Raw genomic sequence first — 18165 nt, 5'->3', positions numbered from 1 at the left:
ACTACTCATAACCAATTATCCATGCAAGAGATTATTCAGACTAACTCATCTCGACACCACCATAACCCGCTACAAGTGCTGAAAAGCTACTATCAACTTACTAAACCTCGAATTATTTTGTTATTGCTGATCACAACGGCGGCGGGAATGTGGTTGGCTGCAGAAGGGGAAGTTGATCCTCTGCTGCTGTTGGTGACTATGGTGGGGGGAACCTTAGCTTCTGGGGCTGCTAATACCATTAACTGTCTTTACGATAGTGATATTGACTATATTATGGAACGCACCCGCTGGCGGCCTATTCCTTCCGGACGGGTGAAGCCTCGCGATGCCATGATTTTTGCGATCGCCTTAGCTATTGCTTCTTTTACCCTCCTAACTGTTTTTGCTAACCTCCTGGCTGCTTTATTGGCTATGTCCGGTATTGTCTTCTATGTGGCAATTTACACCCACTGGCTGAAGCGCCACAGTACCCAAAATATTGTCATTGGTGGCGCAGCCGGGGCTATCCCTCCCCTGGTAGGATGGGCAGCAGTAACCGGCGATTTGAGTTGGGCCGCGGTGTTGCTGTTTGTGATTATCTTTTTATGGACCCCTCCCCATTTTTGGGCTCTGGCTATTATGATCCGCGATGAATATCAGGATGTGGGTGTCCCTATGCTTCCAGTTATTGAAGGAGATGAACTCACAGCCCAACAAATTTGGGTTTATAGTCTGATTTTGATTCCTACCAGTCTGTTATTGGTTTATCCACTCCATACCAGTGGCTGGGTTTATGGGGCGATCGCTTTAGTATTGGGGGCTATTTTTCTCCAGAAGGCTTGGGAATTACTCCAAACTCCCCACAACCGTGATGTGGCGCGATCGCTATTCAAGTATTCGATTCTGTATCTGATGCTACTCTGTGCAGGTATGGTCGTTGATAGTCTCCCCGCTACCCATGACATGACTATGGCTGTCGCGCAAACTTGGCAAACTTGGGTCGGAGTTAATAGTTGACAGTTGACCGTTGAGCGTTGACAATTAATTCATTCCCCTATTCCCACCATGACCGGGGGTAGGGGTTTTTTTCTAATATGAAAGAAATTGATCAAGTCGTCGCCGCCTTGGAGAGTCAAGACTATCGAGAGGCGGCGAAATTACTTAAAAAATTACAAAAGGAATCGCCCCAAAATCCTTGGGTGCAGTTTTATGTCGGACGCTGGTATGAGGCGACCGATAAATTAGCGTCCGCTGAAAAGGTTTATCGAAAATTACTCAAAACTACCACCAATCCTAAAGTTATAGACCAGGCGCGTCAGGGGGTCAAGCGCTTAGAAACTATTGAACAACAACGCCGCCAAAATGCGATCGCAGATGCTAAGGCTAATCCCCGCAATTGTGAACCGGGAGTATTGATATTAGAACCTATTCCCTCAGAATATAAGCCAGAAGCCGCTAAGATTCTAGCACGGATTCTTAAAACTGATGCCTATAGCGCTCGGATGCAGTTACAAAGTAGGGGATGGCGACTTTATAAGACCGGAGAAATGGGAGAGTTGGGGGTATATGGTCAAGAAATGCGATCGGCTAATATTCCCGTGTTTTGGGTGTCTTTAACTGACCTGGAAAAATTGCACGTCTTTCGGGTCTGTTATGTGCAATCTCTTCAGCCACAATTGGGCGTGGTTTGTTTGGATGAAAGCGATCGCCTGGGAATGTTAAATTTGAATTGGTCCGAAGTTAGCCAGCGAGTCGAAGGTTTATTACCTTTATTTGCAGAAACTATGGATTATGATCCTCGCCGCAGTAGAGGCGATCGCTTTCGCCACAAAGAAGTTACCCAGGACTATGCAAAAATCTATGATCTGCATTTACCTGGTCGTAATTCCATCATCAGGTTTTGTGATGTCACTTATGATTTTAATCAGGCTATTAAGTTAGAAAAAGTTGATCATCAACAAACCGCACGTCTTCAGTGGAATAGTTTATTAGATAGGTTAAATCAAAACCTGAAAAATATACCAGTCTCGTCAGAATTTACCCCTTTTGCTGAAACCGTCTTAGATTATACACAACTCCTCAGCCGGATTAAATCTTATATTGATTTAGATCGCAAGTCCGAGACCCCCTGGGACTCAGCCTTTCAGCTTTACAGTGGCTTGGTTTTTCTTAAATTGTCTCAACATTAGCAATGACGCAATTACGGCCTTTACTTTTGGCTTCATAAAGCGCTGCATCAGCTAGTTTAATTAATGATTCTGGACTGTGAGCATTACTCGGCACTTCACAAGCCACCCCCAAAGAAAGAGTTACATAGTCGGAAACCTCCGATTTTTTATGTTCAATTTCTAGGGCTCTCATTTGATGTTGAATTCTATCAGCTACTTGTAGTGCGCCCTTAATCCCAGTATTGGGCAATACTATCACAAATTCTTCACCACCATAGCGACTAGCAAGATCCGTAGAACGTTGGGCACAATTTTCTAAGATTTTCGCAATCTGTTTGAGGCATTCATCCCCCACCTGGTGGCCGTAGGTGTCGTTATAGGCTTTAAAAAAGTCTACATCACACATAATCACAGATATCGGTTCAGGTTCCCTTAATAATCTTTGCCATTCCCGTTTTAAGTGAATATCAAACTGTCGCCGATTCGCTACTCCAGTTAGTCCGTCTAGGCTGGCTAGGCGTTCTAATTCTTGATTTACTGTTTGGAGTTTCGCGTGTAATTCTCCCTGTTGAATGGCTACAGCAATCGGAGTAGCCAGAGACCGCAACGCTTCGATTTCTTCAGGTTGCCAACCTCGGGTATTATCGCACTGATGGATTACCAGTAAACCCCATAAACAATGGGGATATTCAGTTCCCCATGATGGCAAATCTGGGTGGCGATGAATAATCGGTAAAATCAGCTTAGACTTAACTTGTAAATCTTCTAATTTATCGCGTAAATTAACGGGAATATTAGCTTTATCAACATTAGACATCGACCAAATTTTGATATAATTAGCAGCACCCATATCCGTGATAACTTCCGACAAACCAGAGTAGTTAATTGCTGTTCCTAACAAAGGTTGCCAAGGGGGAGATACTGACTCCATAACTACCCGATAATTGCCATCATTTTCCAGACGATAAATTAAGGCGCGATCGCTAACTAGAAATTCCCGGATTTGATTAACAGTACATTCTAAAACTTGTTCTAAATCTAGACATTCATGAATTCTTTGGACAATTGCTCTTAACATTCTTTCCCGTTCCGCATGACTCCATAATTCTTGTTCTGCTTCCTGACGTTCCGTGATATCTGTGGAAACTACCAATAAATATGGGGTTTGACCATCGTTACCAATTAAGGGTATTTTATTAGTCTGAAACCAACGAACTACTCCATTTTTTAATCTCACCGGTTCCGCAGCAATTAGTCGCGGTTTACCTGAAGTCATAATTTCGCGATCGCTTGCCAAAATATAATCATTTTGATACTGCTTATGATTCAAGTCTGCATGGGTTTTTCCCATCATATTATCTACAGTAGTTCCATATAAATTCGCCATGGCACGATTAGCTAAAGTCAACCTTCCGTCCCAATCTTTAATAAAAATTATATTGGGGTTAGCATCAATTACCATCCTTAATAAGGCTCGTTGTTTTTCTAAAGCTAATTTAGCTATTTCCGATTTATGACTTTCCCAAGTTAAGCCTAAATCCTGTTCTTTAATTTGGTGTTGCTGTCGCTGTAGAGTAATTTGATATTCTATGCGTTTGAGCATTTCTTGTTCATGGAAAGGTTGGGTTATATAATCCGCAGCACCTACATCAAAAACCGTATGCTTATTCAACAAATCACCCCTACTTTCCATGATAATAACTGGTATTTTTTGAAATTTTGATTTCGATTTCAGCCAATTACATAACTCATAGCTATCTCCATCGTGTAATTTGCTATCTAACAAAATTAAATTTAATGGCCATGATTGAATTGCATGATAAGCTAGTTTTAATCCGATTACTAGATTAACTTCATATCCATGATTTTGTAAGATATTTTGTGGTAAACTATGATCATCATTTACCACATCTCCTGCAATCCATAAAATTTTCCCTCGGTCTTCCATTAACTCATTCATAAGTCACCCTGCTCAAAATCTACGAATTACCTAAAAATCCAGATTTTGAGTATCGCGGAAAAACTTAAATGGCGATGTCCATAAACCTAGATTTTTATCGGATTGTTGGCATTTTACTCAACACCTTGCGCCTTTCATAAATTTGACAATCCATAACATATATAGTATTCCCAAAATCCATAGCATTATTACAGTTGAACGCCAAAGCACTTTACAGATACATACATAAGTATGGCCGAGGGGACTGCCATATACAAATTTTCTTCAACAAAGCTGCCGACTCCGCCAACTTTGGGCAAATTATTTGTGGCGCTATTAGGTATTAAGCCATTTTGACTAGCCTAAAATTTTAAAAAAACCTAATTTCTTAATAAAGACTTTAGATTGTTTTTGGGCTATAAAACCTAAGTTCTCTAATATGTCGATTCTGGCACAGGCTAGGTTTTCCTGTCAATAGGGTAGTTGCAATAACCCAATTTTCTTAACAAAATTAAACTATTTATTTAAATTTGGGAAAAGTAAAGTAAAATTGTGTTCCTAGTCCGGGGTTAGACTCTAACCAAATTTTGCCCCCATAGCTTTCAATGATTTTTTTGCAGATAGATAAGCCTATACCTGTACCCGGATACTTTTTGAAAGTATGTAGACGGGTAAAGATTTTAAAGATATTCTCAAACTCTTGGGAGTCAATACCAATACCATTATCAGCACAGCAAAATATCCAGTTAGTGTCTGTTTCTTGACAGGAGATATTGATTAATGGTGCCAAATCATCAGAACGATATTTAATGGCATTACTAATGAGATTTTGAAACACCTCAGTCAAATGAATATTATTAGCTTTAATTTGGGGCAAATTATTATATTTAATCTGGGCGTTATTTTTTTCTATTTCTAATCTTAAATCCACAAGTATCTGCGCTAAAACTTGGTTACAATCAATTAATTCTAAAGCTGGAGAATGTGTATCACAGCCACAGTAAATTAATAAATCTTGAATCATCCTTTGCATCCGAATTGACGCATTAATAATATGATTAACATATTCTCTCGGTTTTTCTTTCAATTGATCAGAACATTCTATCTGGAGTAACTGAGCAAAAGCCTTTAAGCTAGTCAGCGGTTGCTGTAGGTCATGGGAGACCACAGAAGCAAATTGTTCAAGTTCCTGATTAGATCTGAGTAGTTGTTGATTTAGTTGTTCTAGGCGTGCATTTTGTTCCGCTAGTTGTCGCTTCTGGCGAACAATAGTAAGTTGGTTCTCAACCCTCGCCAAAATTTCCAGTAATTCAAAAGGCTTAGAAATATAATCAACCCCTCCCACATTAAAGCCTTTAACTTTTTCGGATACATCTTTAAGCGCACTTAAAAAAATGATAGGAATATCCTTAGTTTCTGATTTTTCTTTGAGGATTTTGCAAACATCATAGCCGTTTAAATTAGGCATCATGATATCAAGTAAAATCAGATCTGGCGGTTCAAATAAAGCTACATTTATGGCTTGTTTACCATTAATCACCCGCCGGACATCGTAGCCATTCTCGGTTAACATGGTAAATAAAAACTGTAAATTTTCGGGTTTATCATCGACAATTAAAATATCTCCTTTGTTTTTATTAACTGCTAAATTATCCATGGTTGTATGGCTCCATTAAATCAATAATTTGGTCAAATAAAAGATGATTAACATACCAATTTAAACCTTCAATAATTACCGTATGTTCGGGAGGGATTTGAGCAATTAAGCCCCTAAGTTGAGATTCCCTGGCTGCCATAGCTGCTCGATAGAATTGTTTAATCCATTCATAGTCTAAAATATCAATATCCTTTGTAGTTAAACGAGGTGGCCCCAAGGAGGATGAGGAAGAAGAGTTAGAAATAGATTTGCCATAAATGTAGTTTACCCCAAGATTGGCACTAATGCAATCAAGAAGAGTTTTAATATTAAAAGGTTTGTGGATTAAGTCGTTACAGCCTGTAGCCAGAATTGAGGCTCGCTCAGACTCAAAAGCATGAGCGGTAATCGCAATAATGATGGTAGACCGACCCTCTGGAGTTTGTCGAATCTTCTGGGTAGCTTGATAACCATCCATAACCGGCATTCTCATATCCATTAAAATTAGGTGTGGATGCCATAGTTGCCATAAATCGCAAGCCTGTTGACCATTTTCGGCTTCTTGGACTTGAAAACCCAAGGGAGTTAAAATATTAACTAATAGTTGGCGATGATTAAAATTATCTTCCACTAAAAGAATCCGATAATTAGGTTGATTGGGAGCCATATTAATGCAGCTAATGTCATCAAGAGTTAATTCTTCTTCCGGGAGATATTCGATGTCAATATTTTCAGATTTGATGACTTCAACGGGGATATTAAACATAAATTTTGCCCCCCCATCTACCACACTAACAATGGTAATTTTTCCACCCATTAAACTAACATATTGCTGAGAAATTGCTAAACCCAAACCAGTACCTTGTTGATGTCTGCGACCCACGTCGGTTTGTACAAATGGTTTAAATAAGCGTTCTTGTTCGTCGGGAGTAATACCAGGTCCGGTATCTTCTACCTCAAAATAAAGTTGGCTAACAGAGCTAACAAATGATACCCGCAGGGTGACAGAACCAGCATCAGTAAACTTGATGGCATTATCTAGTAAATTGACTAAAACTTGCCTAAGTTTTGACTCATCAGTTTGGACATAATCAGGAATATCTTGCTGTAACTGTATATTCATCACTAAATTCTTAGAACTCGCCTTAATTTGGAGCATGGTATTAATCCGCTTTAGTAAAGTTATCAGGTTAAAATTGGTAGGATTTAAGGTTACTGCTCCGGCTTCTATTTTAGATAAATCTAGGACTTCATTAATTAGGGATAATAGATATTTTCCTGATTGTTGGATGATTTGTAGATACTCTTGTTGTTGGGAAGTAAGACCGTAATTTTGCCCTAAAAGTTGGGTAAAACCCAGAATAGCATTTAAAGGGGTACGGAGTTCATGACTCATATTGGCTAAAAATTCGCTTTTAGCTCGGTTGGCGGTGTCGGCGGCTTCTTTGGCTTGTTGAAGTTGGGTAAATAGTTCGGCTTGGTAGATAGCTACTCCCAACTGTCGAGCAATTTGGGTTAGTAATTTTACTTCATGGTGGAGCCATTTACGGGATTCTTTTTGGTAGGTGGCTAATATACCCCACAGGGTTTCACCTACATAAACAGGAACTCCTAGATATGCTTGAATATTGAGACTTTTTAATAGTTTAATCTGACTTTCCGAAATACTACTATCTTGGTGACTATCAGCCATGACAACCTGACCTGATTTAAGATGCTTGACTACGAGTTTAATATGGGGAGATTCTTGGTTGTGTTTTGCGGATATGATTCGCAAATCTGGTAATAATAAATGGTGGTAGTAATTGTCAGGGTTTTTAAATTTATGAATGACCACACTATCACAGCCTAAAATTTGTTGTACGTCTTTGGTAGTATTGTCAAAAATCTGATCTAGTTCTAAGGTTTGACTAATCTGTTGAATGAGTTGGGTAATTGCCATTTCCCTGACTAGACTTTCTCGCAAGGCTTCCTCTGCTTGAGTTCGGTCATTTAATTCTACTTGTAACTGATGATATAGTTCAGCTTGGTAAATAGCGATCGCCAGTTGAGTTGCTAATTGTTTAAGAAGCTGAATTTCCCAATTTTCCCAGTTTCGCAGATGTGCTACATGATGGACAATTAATAGCCCCCATAAATTATCTCCCTGATAAATTGGCACAGAAATCCGAGATTTTGCTTGCAGATTAAAGGAATAATGCTGAGGAGAAAATGCTCTGAGATTAGCATCATTATCATAGATAATTAATGGTTCTTTTTGGTCATTTTGTTGGCCATGATTATACAAATAATCCTGATATTTACAGCCCAGAATTGTGTCGATTCCTGGCACAATTGACTCATGGGTAACAGTGGCTAAATTTTGGTCATGACAGCGGAGAATTAACACCCTATCTAAGTCAAGCAAGTGACGCAATTCATTAACTGTATTTTGCAGAATATCATCCAGGTCAAGAGATTGACTAATATGGAGAGTTAGTTGATACAGAAGATGCTCTCTTTCTGCCTGTTGGCGTAGGTGTTCTTCGGTTTTTTTTCGGTTAGTAATATCTTCAGCAATGCGAGCAACCCTCACTACATCGCCTCGCTCATTTTTAATAGGGAAAGCGCGATCGCAAATCCACAGCATATCACCATCAGGCTTAAATATGCGATATTCTATAAACCTAGATTGAGCATATTCTTGATAGGAAAAATTGACGATTACTGACTGTAAATCATCAGGATGTACGGCTTCTAACCAGGAGCCGGGATCATCATAAACAGCCTGACAACTACGACCCCAAATTTTTTCATAGGCTGGACTGATATAAAACAATTTGTCTCCCCTAGGACTGGTAAGCCAGAAAACATCTTGAATATGATTAACTACTTGGCTAAATCTCTCTTCACTTTCCTGTAGAGCTTCTTGGGTTTTACAGCGCTCTGTAATATCGCGAAAACAAACTACATAAAATGGTCTTTGTAACCACTCAGTTTCAGCGACAGTCATTTCTACCATGACCAGTCCCCGTTCTGGGTTAAGAATTCCCAATTGTGCTACATCTCCCACAGTTATTGGTAGTCCTAACTCATGGTTAATTAACTCTTCGGAAGTGCGTCCAAATAAATTTAATCCAGCGGGATTGACTGCATGAACTATTCCTTGGCAATCTACCATTAAAATACTATCAGAAATACTATTAAAAATTACTTGTAAACGAGCTTCGCTTTCTTGAAGTTGGGATTCTATGAGTTTGTGGGAAGTAATATCTTGGGCGGTTCCTAAGACTTGTACAGCCAGACCATTGGCATCTTTGGTAAATGGCACTTCCTGGGCTCGCAACCAGCGATAGGAGCCATTTTTATGGCGCATCCGGTATTCAATATCTAAAACTTCTCCCTCTGATAAGGCAGAGACTTGCTCTAATATGGTTTCTAATATAGGTAAATCATCGGGGTGAATCTGCTCCCAGAAAAAGCGATCGCCCAGCTTTTGTAAATCTTCTGGAGAAAAACCTAGGATGTTAATAATTTGGTTATTTACATAAACATTTTGTAAGTTTTTGGGTTCATAAATATATATGAGTTTTGGAAAACTATTAATGATGGTCTCTATAAATAATTTGTCTTCATATAAATTGGGGGTACGGTGATTAGGATCTGAGGAAATTGTCTGATGATTATGGGCTTGACCCAAAGCTAAACTTAATCTGAGCGATCGCTCTATTTCCTCAAGAATAAGTCTATTTATGGGCAGATAATCTGTGGCACCCATATTCAAAGCAGCTAGACCCGCTTCTGAGTTGTCCACTAAGGCAATAACTGGGGTAGGTAGTACCCGATCAATCCAATCTCGAAGCAAATATGTAGTATAATCAATAAGGTAAAGATGATATTCAGGGAAAGTCTGCTCGAAAGGCTCTAAGGTAGGGGAGTATCGCTCTAATTTAACAGAAAGCGATCGCATAAATTGTAGCAACTGTCGTAGTTGAACTTCATAAGCATCATCATTTGTTACCAGGAGAATATTAAAGGGTCCGTAGTTCATAACATTCTCACCTTCTCTTGAGTCATAGTTAACAGGAAAGATCTGGCAACCCAAACTAACCCCGGAGTTACTGATAGTTACCATTGTACCAGTATAGATGCCAATATATGGCTGATGATGCAACCAGGGTTTTTTGGGGTAAAACTGTTTATACATGACAAACACCAAATACCTTAGTATATATTATGATAATTACTATGAATGGCGAACCCGCACATATTTTAGGTATGGAATTTGAATATCCTAATGATCCAGTACCTCTCAACTCACCTTTTTACATCGATCGCCCACCTATTGAAGAACTAGCCTACCGAGAAATACAGAAACCGGGAAGTGTGATCCGTATTCGTGCCCCTAGGAAAATGGGAAAAAGTTCTCTGTTGCAAAGAATTTTAGCTTATGGTAAACAAAACAATTATCATGTAGTTAATTTAGATTTGAGACAAACTGAAACCTCAATGTTATCAGATCTGAATCGTTTTCTGCGGTGGTTTTGTGCCATTGTCGGTCATTGCCTAAATTTACCATCTAGGTTAGATGACTATTGGGATGAGGATATCGGCAGTAAAGTTAGCTGTACAATTTATCTAAAATACTTGCTAGATTTAATCGATGCACCTCTGATCATAACCATTAATGAAGTTAACTATCTGTTTGAGTATCCCCAAGTAGCGGGGGAGTTTTTGCCGATGTTGCGGTCTTGGCATGAGGAAGCTAGACAATCGGAAGAAATGCAAAAATTGCGATTAGTTATGGTACATTCAACGGAGGTTTATATTCCCCTAAAATTAAATCAATCTCCCTTTAATGTGGGACTCCCGATCCGACTGCCATTTTTTACTCCTGAACAGGTTAAAGATTTAGCCAAACGTCATGAAATAGAGGATGATGATGGCAATTTAGTCACGGATTTAATGGATATGGTGGGAGGCCATCCCTACTTAGTTAGGTTAGCTTTATATCATCTGGTAGTGACCGATAATAATGACCATAAAAGCATGGGCGATCGCCTCCAAAAAATCCTCAGCGAAGCCTATACACAAGGAGGCATTTATAATCAACACCTGTGCGAACAATTAGCAATTCTTAAAGAGCAACCGGAACTATTACAAATTTTGCGGGCAATTGTGATGTCCAATGAAGGGATTATGGTGGAACCCATTGCTGCTTATAAATTGGAAAGTTTGGGGTTGGTCAAGCTAGAAGGAAATCAAGCGATCGTCAGTTGTCAACTCTATCGCCAGTATTTTAAATACCTCCATGAAAAGGGAATCTTTAATCAATATTCTCGCCTCCATGAATTAGAATCGATAAATCAGCAACTTGAGAAACTAGCTAATATAGATGATTTGACTCAAGTCCCCAATCGTCGTTTTCTGTTTTCCTATTTAGAAAAACAATGGCAAAAACATAGTCAGAGAGGGGAGATTATTTCTCTGATTTTGTGTGATATTGACTGCTTTAAGCTCTATAATGATACCTATGGACATATTGCCGGGGATCAGTGCTTACAAAAAGTAGCGAAAGTTATGGAATCTAGTCTTCATCATCCCACGGATATAGTAGCGCGTTATGGGGGCGAAGAATTAGCGATTATTTTACCAGAAACTACATCAATGCAAGCCTTAAATTTAGCGGAAATCATTCGCAAAAATATTAAACTCTTGAAGATAGTGCATGAAAAATCCTTATGTGCAGATAAAATTATTACCCTGAGTATGGGAGTAGCTAGTATAATTCCCAAAACCCACATCAACCACTTTTACTTAATGCAAGCGGCTGATGAAGCATTATATCAATCCAAAAATCAAGGACGCGATCGCATAACTGCTAAGGATCTAACTATCACCCTTTAGTCACCATTCCCGATAACCAGACTTTCCAGGTTCTCCCTTGCTTTGTAGTATGAATACATCTATTTATCAAGTTGGTGGAAGTTTACCAACGGGTCATATTAGTTATGTAGAACGCCATGCAGATGCCGAACTTTATCAGGCTTTAAAACGGGGGGAATTTTGTTATATTTTCAATGCGCGCCAGATGGGAAAATCATCTTTAATGGTGCGGACTATGCACCGCTTACAACAAGATGAATTTATCTGTATAAGCCTAGATATGACTCAGGTGGGCGGGGAAATCATTAACCCTCAACAATGGTATAAGGGAGTAATTGTTAATCTGTGGCTTAGTTTAAAATTAAAGAATAAGTTTGATTATAAACAATGGTGGAAAGACCATGATGATTTATCCTTTATTCAGCGACTAGAACAGTTTGTTCATCAGGGAATTTTGGCGAATATTTCCTGCCAAAAAATCGTGATTTTTATTGATGAAATAGACAATTTATTGAGCCTGAATTTTCCGACGGATGATTTCTTTGCATTTATTCGCTTTTGCTATAATCAACGGGCGACTAACCCCGAATATAATCGCCTGACATTTGTTTTGTTAGGGGTAGCTACTCCTGGGGATTTAATTCGCGATCGCACTCGCACCCCTTTTAATATTGGTACAGCCATCAAACTCTCAGGATTTACCCCAGAAGAAGCCGAACCTTTAGCCCAAGGTTTAGAGGCTAAATTTGGTTGTGGAAAAACCCTAATTAGAGAAATTATCAAATGGACAGACGGGCAACCATTTTTAACTCAAAAAATCTGTAGATTAATGATGACTATGGGAACCGAAACCGAAGCCCATTCTCTCTTAAAAGGATTAGAGGTATTTTGGGTTGAGTCGATTGTCTATCGGTACATTATCGACCGTTGGGAATCTCAAGACGAACCGGAACACCTGCGAACTATTCGTAATCGTATCCTCTATAATCAGCGATTTGTCGGACGCTTACTGAGTATCTATCAACAGGTATTAGATAATCATCATATCAAGGCTGATGATAGTCGAGAACAAATAGAACTATTGTTATCAGGATTAGTCCTAGAAGAACAGGGCAATATCCGAGTCAAAAACCGCATATATCAAGCTATATTTAATCGTGAATGGGTGCGAGAGCAATTAATGGTGTTAAGACCGTATTCTCAAGCATTTGAAGCCTGGATACAATCAGAAAAAACAGATATTTCTCGTTTATTAAGAGGTCAAGCCTTGCAAGATGCTCAACATTGGTCTCATCAGAAAAGCCTCAGTGATGACGACTATCAATTTTTGTCAGCCTCGACGGAATTAGAAGCCTTAGAAGTCAAAAAAACCCTGGAAATTGAGCGTGCCCAAACTATAGAATTGCAACTGGTAGCCCAGCAAAAAACGACGAGACTGCAAAGATTACTTTTAGGGGCAGTTAGTGGAGGTTTTGCGATTACATTAATTCTGGGTTTATCGACATTTTGGCAATATCGACAAGCTAAGATTAGCCAAATTCACGCCCTCACGCAATCCTCAGAAGCCTTCGTCGCCCTCAACCGTCCTTTAGAGGCACTGTTACAAGCTATTAAAGCCCAAAAATCTCTAAAACACCTGGTCTGGTCTGACTCCGCAATGAAGGATCAAGTTGAGTCGGTGCTATCACAAACGGCTTATAGTATTCAAGAGTTTAACCGCTTTTCTGGACATAGGGGTTCTATTAATAATATTAGTTTCAGTCCTGATGGCAGATTAATTGCTTCTGTGGGTCAGGATAAAACGGTGAAACTGTGGCAGCCAGATGGTGAACTTTGGGCTAATATAAGCAGCTTTGGCGATGAAACGATCGCCATTAATTTCAGCCCGGATAATCACCAAATAGCCGTTGGGGTGAGGGATGGAAATGTGCAAGTTTGGAATGTCAAACCAACTCCCCCCACCCTCGAATATTCCTGGGAGGCACACCAACAACCTGTGATGTACGTCGTCTTTAGTCCTGATGGTAAAATGATCGCCTCAGTTAGTCTTGATGGCAGTGCCAAACTGTGGAAAATTAACGGAGAATTACTCACTACCCTAACCAATGATGGCATCCCACGGCGGGCGATCGCCTTTAGTCCTGATGGTGAAACGATCGCCGTTGGTGGAGAATCAGGAATTATCGAACTTTTTAAATCCAATGGTTCCCCCTTAAAAACTTTGCCCCATCATCAAGGAGAAGTGATGGCGATCGCCTTTAGTCCCGACTATGATCAACTGGTTTCAGCTAGTCGCGATCGCACCATAAAAATTAGCAATACCAAGGGAGAAATCCTCCAAACCATCAAAGACCATGATGATGAAGTTTGGGCTATTGCCTTTAGTCCAGACCGCCAATTTATCGCCTCTGGGAGTCGCGACCAAACCGTGCGATTGTGGAAAAAAAGCCCCATAGATCAACTGTACTACCCCCGGGAAGTATTTCGCAGTCACCAGGGCGAAGTTGATGCTGTCTCCTTTAGTCCCGATAGCCAAACCCTAGTTTCTGGGTCTTGGGATCGGACTTTACGACTGTGGAAAACCCATCATCCCCTGATGACCAACTTTCCGGCTCATGAGGGAGAAATTTGGGATATTGTGTTTAATCCCACCTCTGGGGTCATGGCTTCTGCTTCTAGTGACCAAACCATCAAGTTATGGGACTTCATGGGAAACCCCCTAGCCACCTTGACAGGTCATATCACCAGAGTCAACCAACTCGCCTTTAGTCCTAATGGAGAATGGTTAGCCTCCAGTTCCCATGATGGTACTGTGAAACTATGGAACTTGGCATCTAATTCCGTCCACCGTAACTTCACGGACCATCAAGCCAGTGTTTGGGGGCTGCAATTTACCCCAGATAGCCAAAAACTGGTGACAGCGAGTTGGGATAATACCCTAAAAATGTGGGACAAATATGGCAATATTCTCCAGGTTTTCAGCGGACATACCGGGGCGGTTTGGGGGGTTGATATTCGTTCTGATGGTGAGATGATGGTGTCTAGTTCCCATGATAATATGCTCAAACTCTGGGGTTTAGATGGTAGATTGTATTCTAGGCTAAATGGTCATAAAGATGGCGTCTGGTCTGTGTTGTTTAGCCCTGATGGTGATCTGATCGCCTCTGGAAGTCGCGATCGCACTGTCAAATTGTGGCTGTGGGACCCCACCGCACAAACTTACAACCTTGACCACACCCTATCAGGTCATCAGGGTATCGTGATTCAAGTAGCCTTTAGCAATAATGGACAATACCTGGCTTCTGCTAGTGAGGATCAAACCGTCAGGGTCTGGAGTCGCTATGGTGATAGCCTAGTTCATTTGGGGGGAAACTGTGGCATGGTCAGAAGCGTAGAATTTAGCCCTGATGACCAAATTCTGGCTAATGGGGGGGCTAATGGCACGATCACCCTCTGGCAAATTGACAATATTTTGGGTCTCAATACCCTAGAATATGCCTGTGATTGGATAGGGGATTATTTACGCACTAACCAGAATTTAGAAACCAGCGATCGCCGTCTTTGTGAATTTTAGGCCAAGGATAACTATGGATCTGCCTTCGTTTTTGTGGTTATGGAAAATCGCCGCCTGGTCTATGGGTCTTTCCATCACCGCTTATCTGATTTTAGGAATGACAGGGGGTTGGATGTTCATCTGTCGCCAGCAAAACGCTTCCCGTCCTCTGTGGTTGCGACCCCTTCATTATGCGATCGGTATGATTATGGTCATTTTAGTTCTATTGTTGTTAACTGTGGGCATCATCGGAACTATTGGTCACTATGGAAACCTAGGACACTCTGTGCATCTTCCGGCTGGTTTGACCGTCGTGGCTTTAGTCTTGCTTTCCGCCTGGAGTGCCCACCAAATTAACCCAGAAAAATCTTGGGCGCGATCGCTTCACATTACTACCAATGTTATTCTATTCTTGAGTTTTGCGATCGTCTCCCTCAGCGGTTGGGTCGTCGTTCAAAAATACCTGCCCTAATTTAACCTGCCCGAAAACTTAATCTGACTTAATCATGAACGGCAACAGCTTTAAACACCTGTGGTTTTCTATGATGGTTCTCCAGATCATGGGGGCAATATTACCATCAACAGCGATCGCCAGCCCAGACGACCCCACCTCAGACACCTGGGAACAACTCCAACGTTACAGCCAGGAAGGCAAAAAAACGCCCCAACAATCTCAAGTTACCTCCGTTTCCCAACTTAGTGACGTTCAACCCACAGACTGGGCTTTTCAAGCCTTACAATCCTTAGTAGAAAGATTTGGCTGCATAGCAGGTTATCCCGACGGAACCTTTCGCGGCAATAGGGCCCTAAGTCGCTATGAATTTGCGGCCGGAGTCAATACTTGTCTCGATCGCATTACAGAAATCATCGCCGCCGAAACTGGCGATCGCATGACCGAGGGAGAATTACTCGCCGTTAAACGTCTCCAAGAAGAATTTGCCGCCGAATTAAGCCTATTACGACAGGACATTCGTCGCATAAACACCTATCTCGACCAAATCGAGAATAATCAGTTTTCCCTCACTACTCAACTGCGGGGAGAGGCAATTTTTGCCCTCACTGATGCTTTTGGAGAAGACACCGGAACCGATCAAACCGTATTCCAAAATCGTATCCGTCTCGACTTTAACACCAGTTTTACCGGACAAGACCTGCTATTTACCCGCCTTGTAAGCGGTAACGCCTCCAGCTTTAACGGAGGAGTGATCGGGGAGGGAACCCAAACCTTTAACATTGTCGGTGATACAGAAAATCAAATTAAGCTAGAACGCCTATTCTATCAATTCCCCATTAGCGATCGCCTTTATTTCACCCTCGCCGCCAAAGGAGTCACCTGGGATGATTTTGTTCCTACCCTCAACCCCTATATTGATGACTACGACGGCGGAAAAGGCAGTTTAAGCGCCTTTGGTCAACGTAACCCCATCTACCGACTTGGCGGAGGGGCTGGAATTGGTATCAATTATGAATTTCGCGATCACAGTTTAACCAGCATCTTCGGTCCCACATCCCTATCCGTCGGATATCTCAGCCCCACCGCCACCAATGCACAACCATCACAAGGCTTATTTAACGGCGATTTTTCCATTCTGGCACAATTGACTGTTACCCCCACAGATAACCTACAATTTGCCTTAACTTATAACCATAGTTATTTCACCCCCGGAAACTTTGGCTTTGATAATGGTCAGAACAATGGCCCTGTTTTTAATCGCACCACCGGAGAAGTTAATCGTAATGCCTTTAACGGCTACACCGGTACTGGGATAGCTAATTCCCTCTTGGGATTAACCAACGGACTTAACCCCCTAGGAGTCGCCACAGGCGTTTCTAGTCATTCCTATGGCTTGCAATTATCTTGGCGTATTCACCCACTCGTTATCGTCGGAGGTTGGGGAGGATATACCGCCGCTAGGGCTCGTGGTGTCGCTGATGGGCAAATTTGGAACTATGCTATCACTGTGGCATTACCTGATTTATTCCATGAAGGGAGTCTAGGCGGCGTGATTATTGGTCGAGAACCCTATCTGGCCAATCTTGATGCTTCAGGAAGGTTGGGGCGTACCCTTCCCACTGACTCCTCCTGGCATTTTGAGGGGTTTTATCGTTATCAGTTGAATGATTATCTTTCCATTACCCCAGGTATCATTTGGATTACCAATCCTAATCAAAGCGATCGACATCAAGACCTCGTAATTGGCACGATCAGAACTACCTTTACATTCTAGTACCCATCCGCTAGACCCCTTAACCACTGCCTCACATCTAAAACTGCCTTGATCAATTTTATCAATTATGGGAAAATTCACAATATCTTAACACTTACCACCTAGCCTAATCGTAGCTCGCCTATTCGTCTCTGAATTACACCAGGTTTATCCAATGTCACCAATTTTTGATGCCATACCCCCAACCTATTCCGACATCATTTTGTGCTACTATCAAAATGCCACCACTAAATTAGAAATTATCCGAATTTCTAATATCCCCGGATGGTACTTTGAACACATTCTCTTTCCCGGAGAACGCTTACTTTTTGAAGCAGTTACCGAAGCGAAACTTGAGATTTATCGAGGCGATCGCATAACGCCAAACCTAGCACAATTAGTCCCCTGTAGACATTTAGCCACTCAAGAAAATCATAAGACAGAACCCGATTTAGTGGTTGGCTTAGGTTAATAAAACCAGCAGCGTCTACGGGTGTCGTAGGAACGTCGGGGCGCGCCTGTGCAGTTAATCACATTTCCTAGGGGAGCATATTGCCAAACCCGCCTCACCCCACCGACAATAAAGTAGGGGCGGGTTCCGCAGTKAAMYACATTWCCTAGGGAGCATATTGCCAAACCCGCCTCACCCCACCGACAATAAAGTAGGGGCGGGTTCCGCAGTTAACCACATTTCCTAGGGAGCATATTGCCAAACCCGCCCTCACCCCACCGGGGCATTAATTTCCTAGGGAGCATATTGCCAAACCCGCCCTCACCCCACCGGSGCATTAATTTCCTAGGGGSCATWTTGCCAAACC

The 18165-nt window shown here is 41.4% G+C and carries 10 protein-coding genes; 7 read left to right on the top strand and 3 right to left on the bottom strand.

The features are described from left to right. Window positions 1-21: 21 nt before the first annotated feature. Together B9T16_RS07980 and B9T16_RS07975 are read left to right on the top strand one after the other, a co-directional pair. Entirely contained in the window at window positions 22-996 is a 975-nt protein-coding gene (locus tag B9T16_RS07980; RefSeq protein WP_006619452.1) for a heme o synthase, read from the top strand. Between the two features lie 77 nt (window positions 997-1073). After that, the gene (locus B9T16_RS07975; protein ID WP_410244483.1) at window positions 1074-2168 is read left to right on the top strand and encodes a tetratricopeptide repeat protein; all 1095 of its coding nucleotides are present in this window, start codon (window positions 1074-1076) and stop codon (window positions 2166-2168) included. On the opposite strand, the gene B9T16_RS07970 is transcribed toward B9T16_RS07975, so the two are convergent. From B9T16_RS07970 to B9T16_RS07960, 3 genes are all read right to left on the bottom strand, one after another. Continuing rightward, window positions 2149-4107 carry a diguanylate cyclase domain-containing protein gene (locus B9T16_RS07970; RefSeq protein ID WP_410244482.1) on the bottom strand — a complete coding sequence of 653 codons (1959 nt, stop codon included), beginning with the start codon at window positions 4105-4107 and terminating at the stop codon, window positions 2149-2151. The two genes, B9T16_RS07975 and B9T16_RS07970, sit on opposite strands and share 20 nt — an antisense overlap. A gap of 499 nt (window positions 4108-4606) precedes the next feature. Beyond that, on the bottom strand, window positions 4607-5743 hold the full coding sequence (locus tag B9T16_RS07965) for a sensor histidine kinase (protein WP_006619449.1): 1137 nt from the start codon (window positions 5741-5743) through the stop codon (window positions 4607-4609). Continuing rightward, entirely contained in the window at window positions 5736-9752 is a 4017-nt protein-coding gene (locus tag B9T16_RS07960; RefSeq protein WP_410244481.1) for a GAF domain-containing protein, read from the bottom strand. The genes B9T16_RS07965 and B9T16_RS07960 overlap by 8 nt, the downstream gene beginning before the upstream one ends. Window positions 9753-9949: 197 nt before the next feature. Between B9T16_RS07960 and B9T16_RS07955 the strand changes: the two genes are divergently transcribed. From B9T16_RS07955 to B9T16_RS07935, 5 genes are all read left to right on the top strand, one after another. Next, window positions 9950-11608, top strand: a complete 1659-nt coding sequence (locus B9T16_RS07955) for an AAA-like domain-containing protein (protein ID WP_410244480.1) — start codon at window positions 9950-9952, stop codon at window positions 11606-11608. Between the two features lie 49 nt (window positions 11609-11657). Further along, a complete protein-coding gene (locus B9T16_RS07950) occupies window positions 11658-15161 on the top strand; it encodes an AAA-like domain-containing protein (RefSeq protein ID WP_410244479.1) in 3504 nt (1167 codons plus the stop codon). A gap of 13 nt (window positions 15162-15174) precedes the next feature. Further along, the gene (locus B9T16_RS07945; RefSeq protein WP_006619445.1) at window positions 15175-15612 is read left to right on the top strand and encodes a DUF4079 domain-containing protein; all 438 of its coding nucleotides are present in this window, start codon (window positions 15175-15177) and stop codon (window positions 15610-15612) included. Window positions 15613-15646: 34 nt separating this feature from the next. Further along, the gene (locus tag B9T16_RS07940) at window positions 15647-17368 is read left to right on the top strand and encodes an iron uptake porin (RefSeq protein ID WP_035737759.1); all 1722 of its coding nucleotides are present in this window, start codon (window positions 15647-15649) and stop codon (window positions 17366-17368) included. A 154-nt stretch (window positions 17369-17522) separates the two neighbouring features. After that, window positions 17523-17819, top strand: coding sequence for a DUF1830 domain-containing protein (locus tag B9T16_RS07935; RefSeq protein WP_006619443.1), 297 nt, complete (start codon window positions 17523-17525; stop codon window positions 17817-17819). The last annotated feature ends 346 nt before the right edge of the window (window positions 17820-18165 follow it).

Source organism: Arthrospira sp. PCC 8006 (assembly GCF_046480465.1).
GTDB lineage: Bacteria > Cyanobacteriota > Cyanobacteriia > Cyanobacteriales > Microcoleaceae > Limnospira > Limnospira platensis.
The sequence above is the reverse complement of the archived record's forward strand: the minus strand, read 5'-3'. Positions and strand labels throughout refer to the sequence as shown.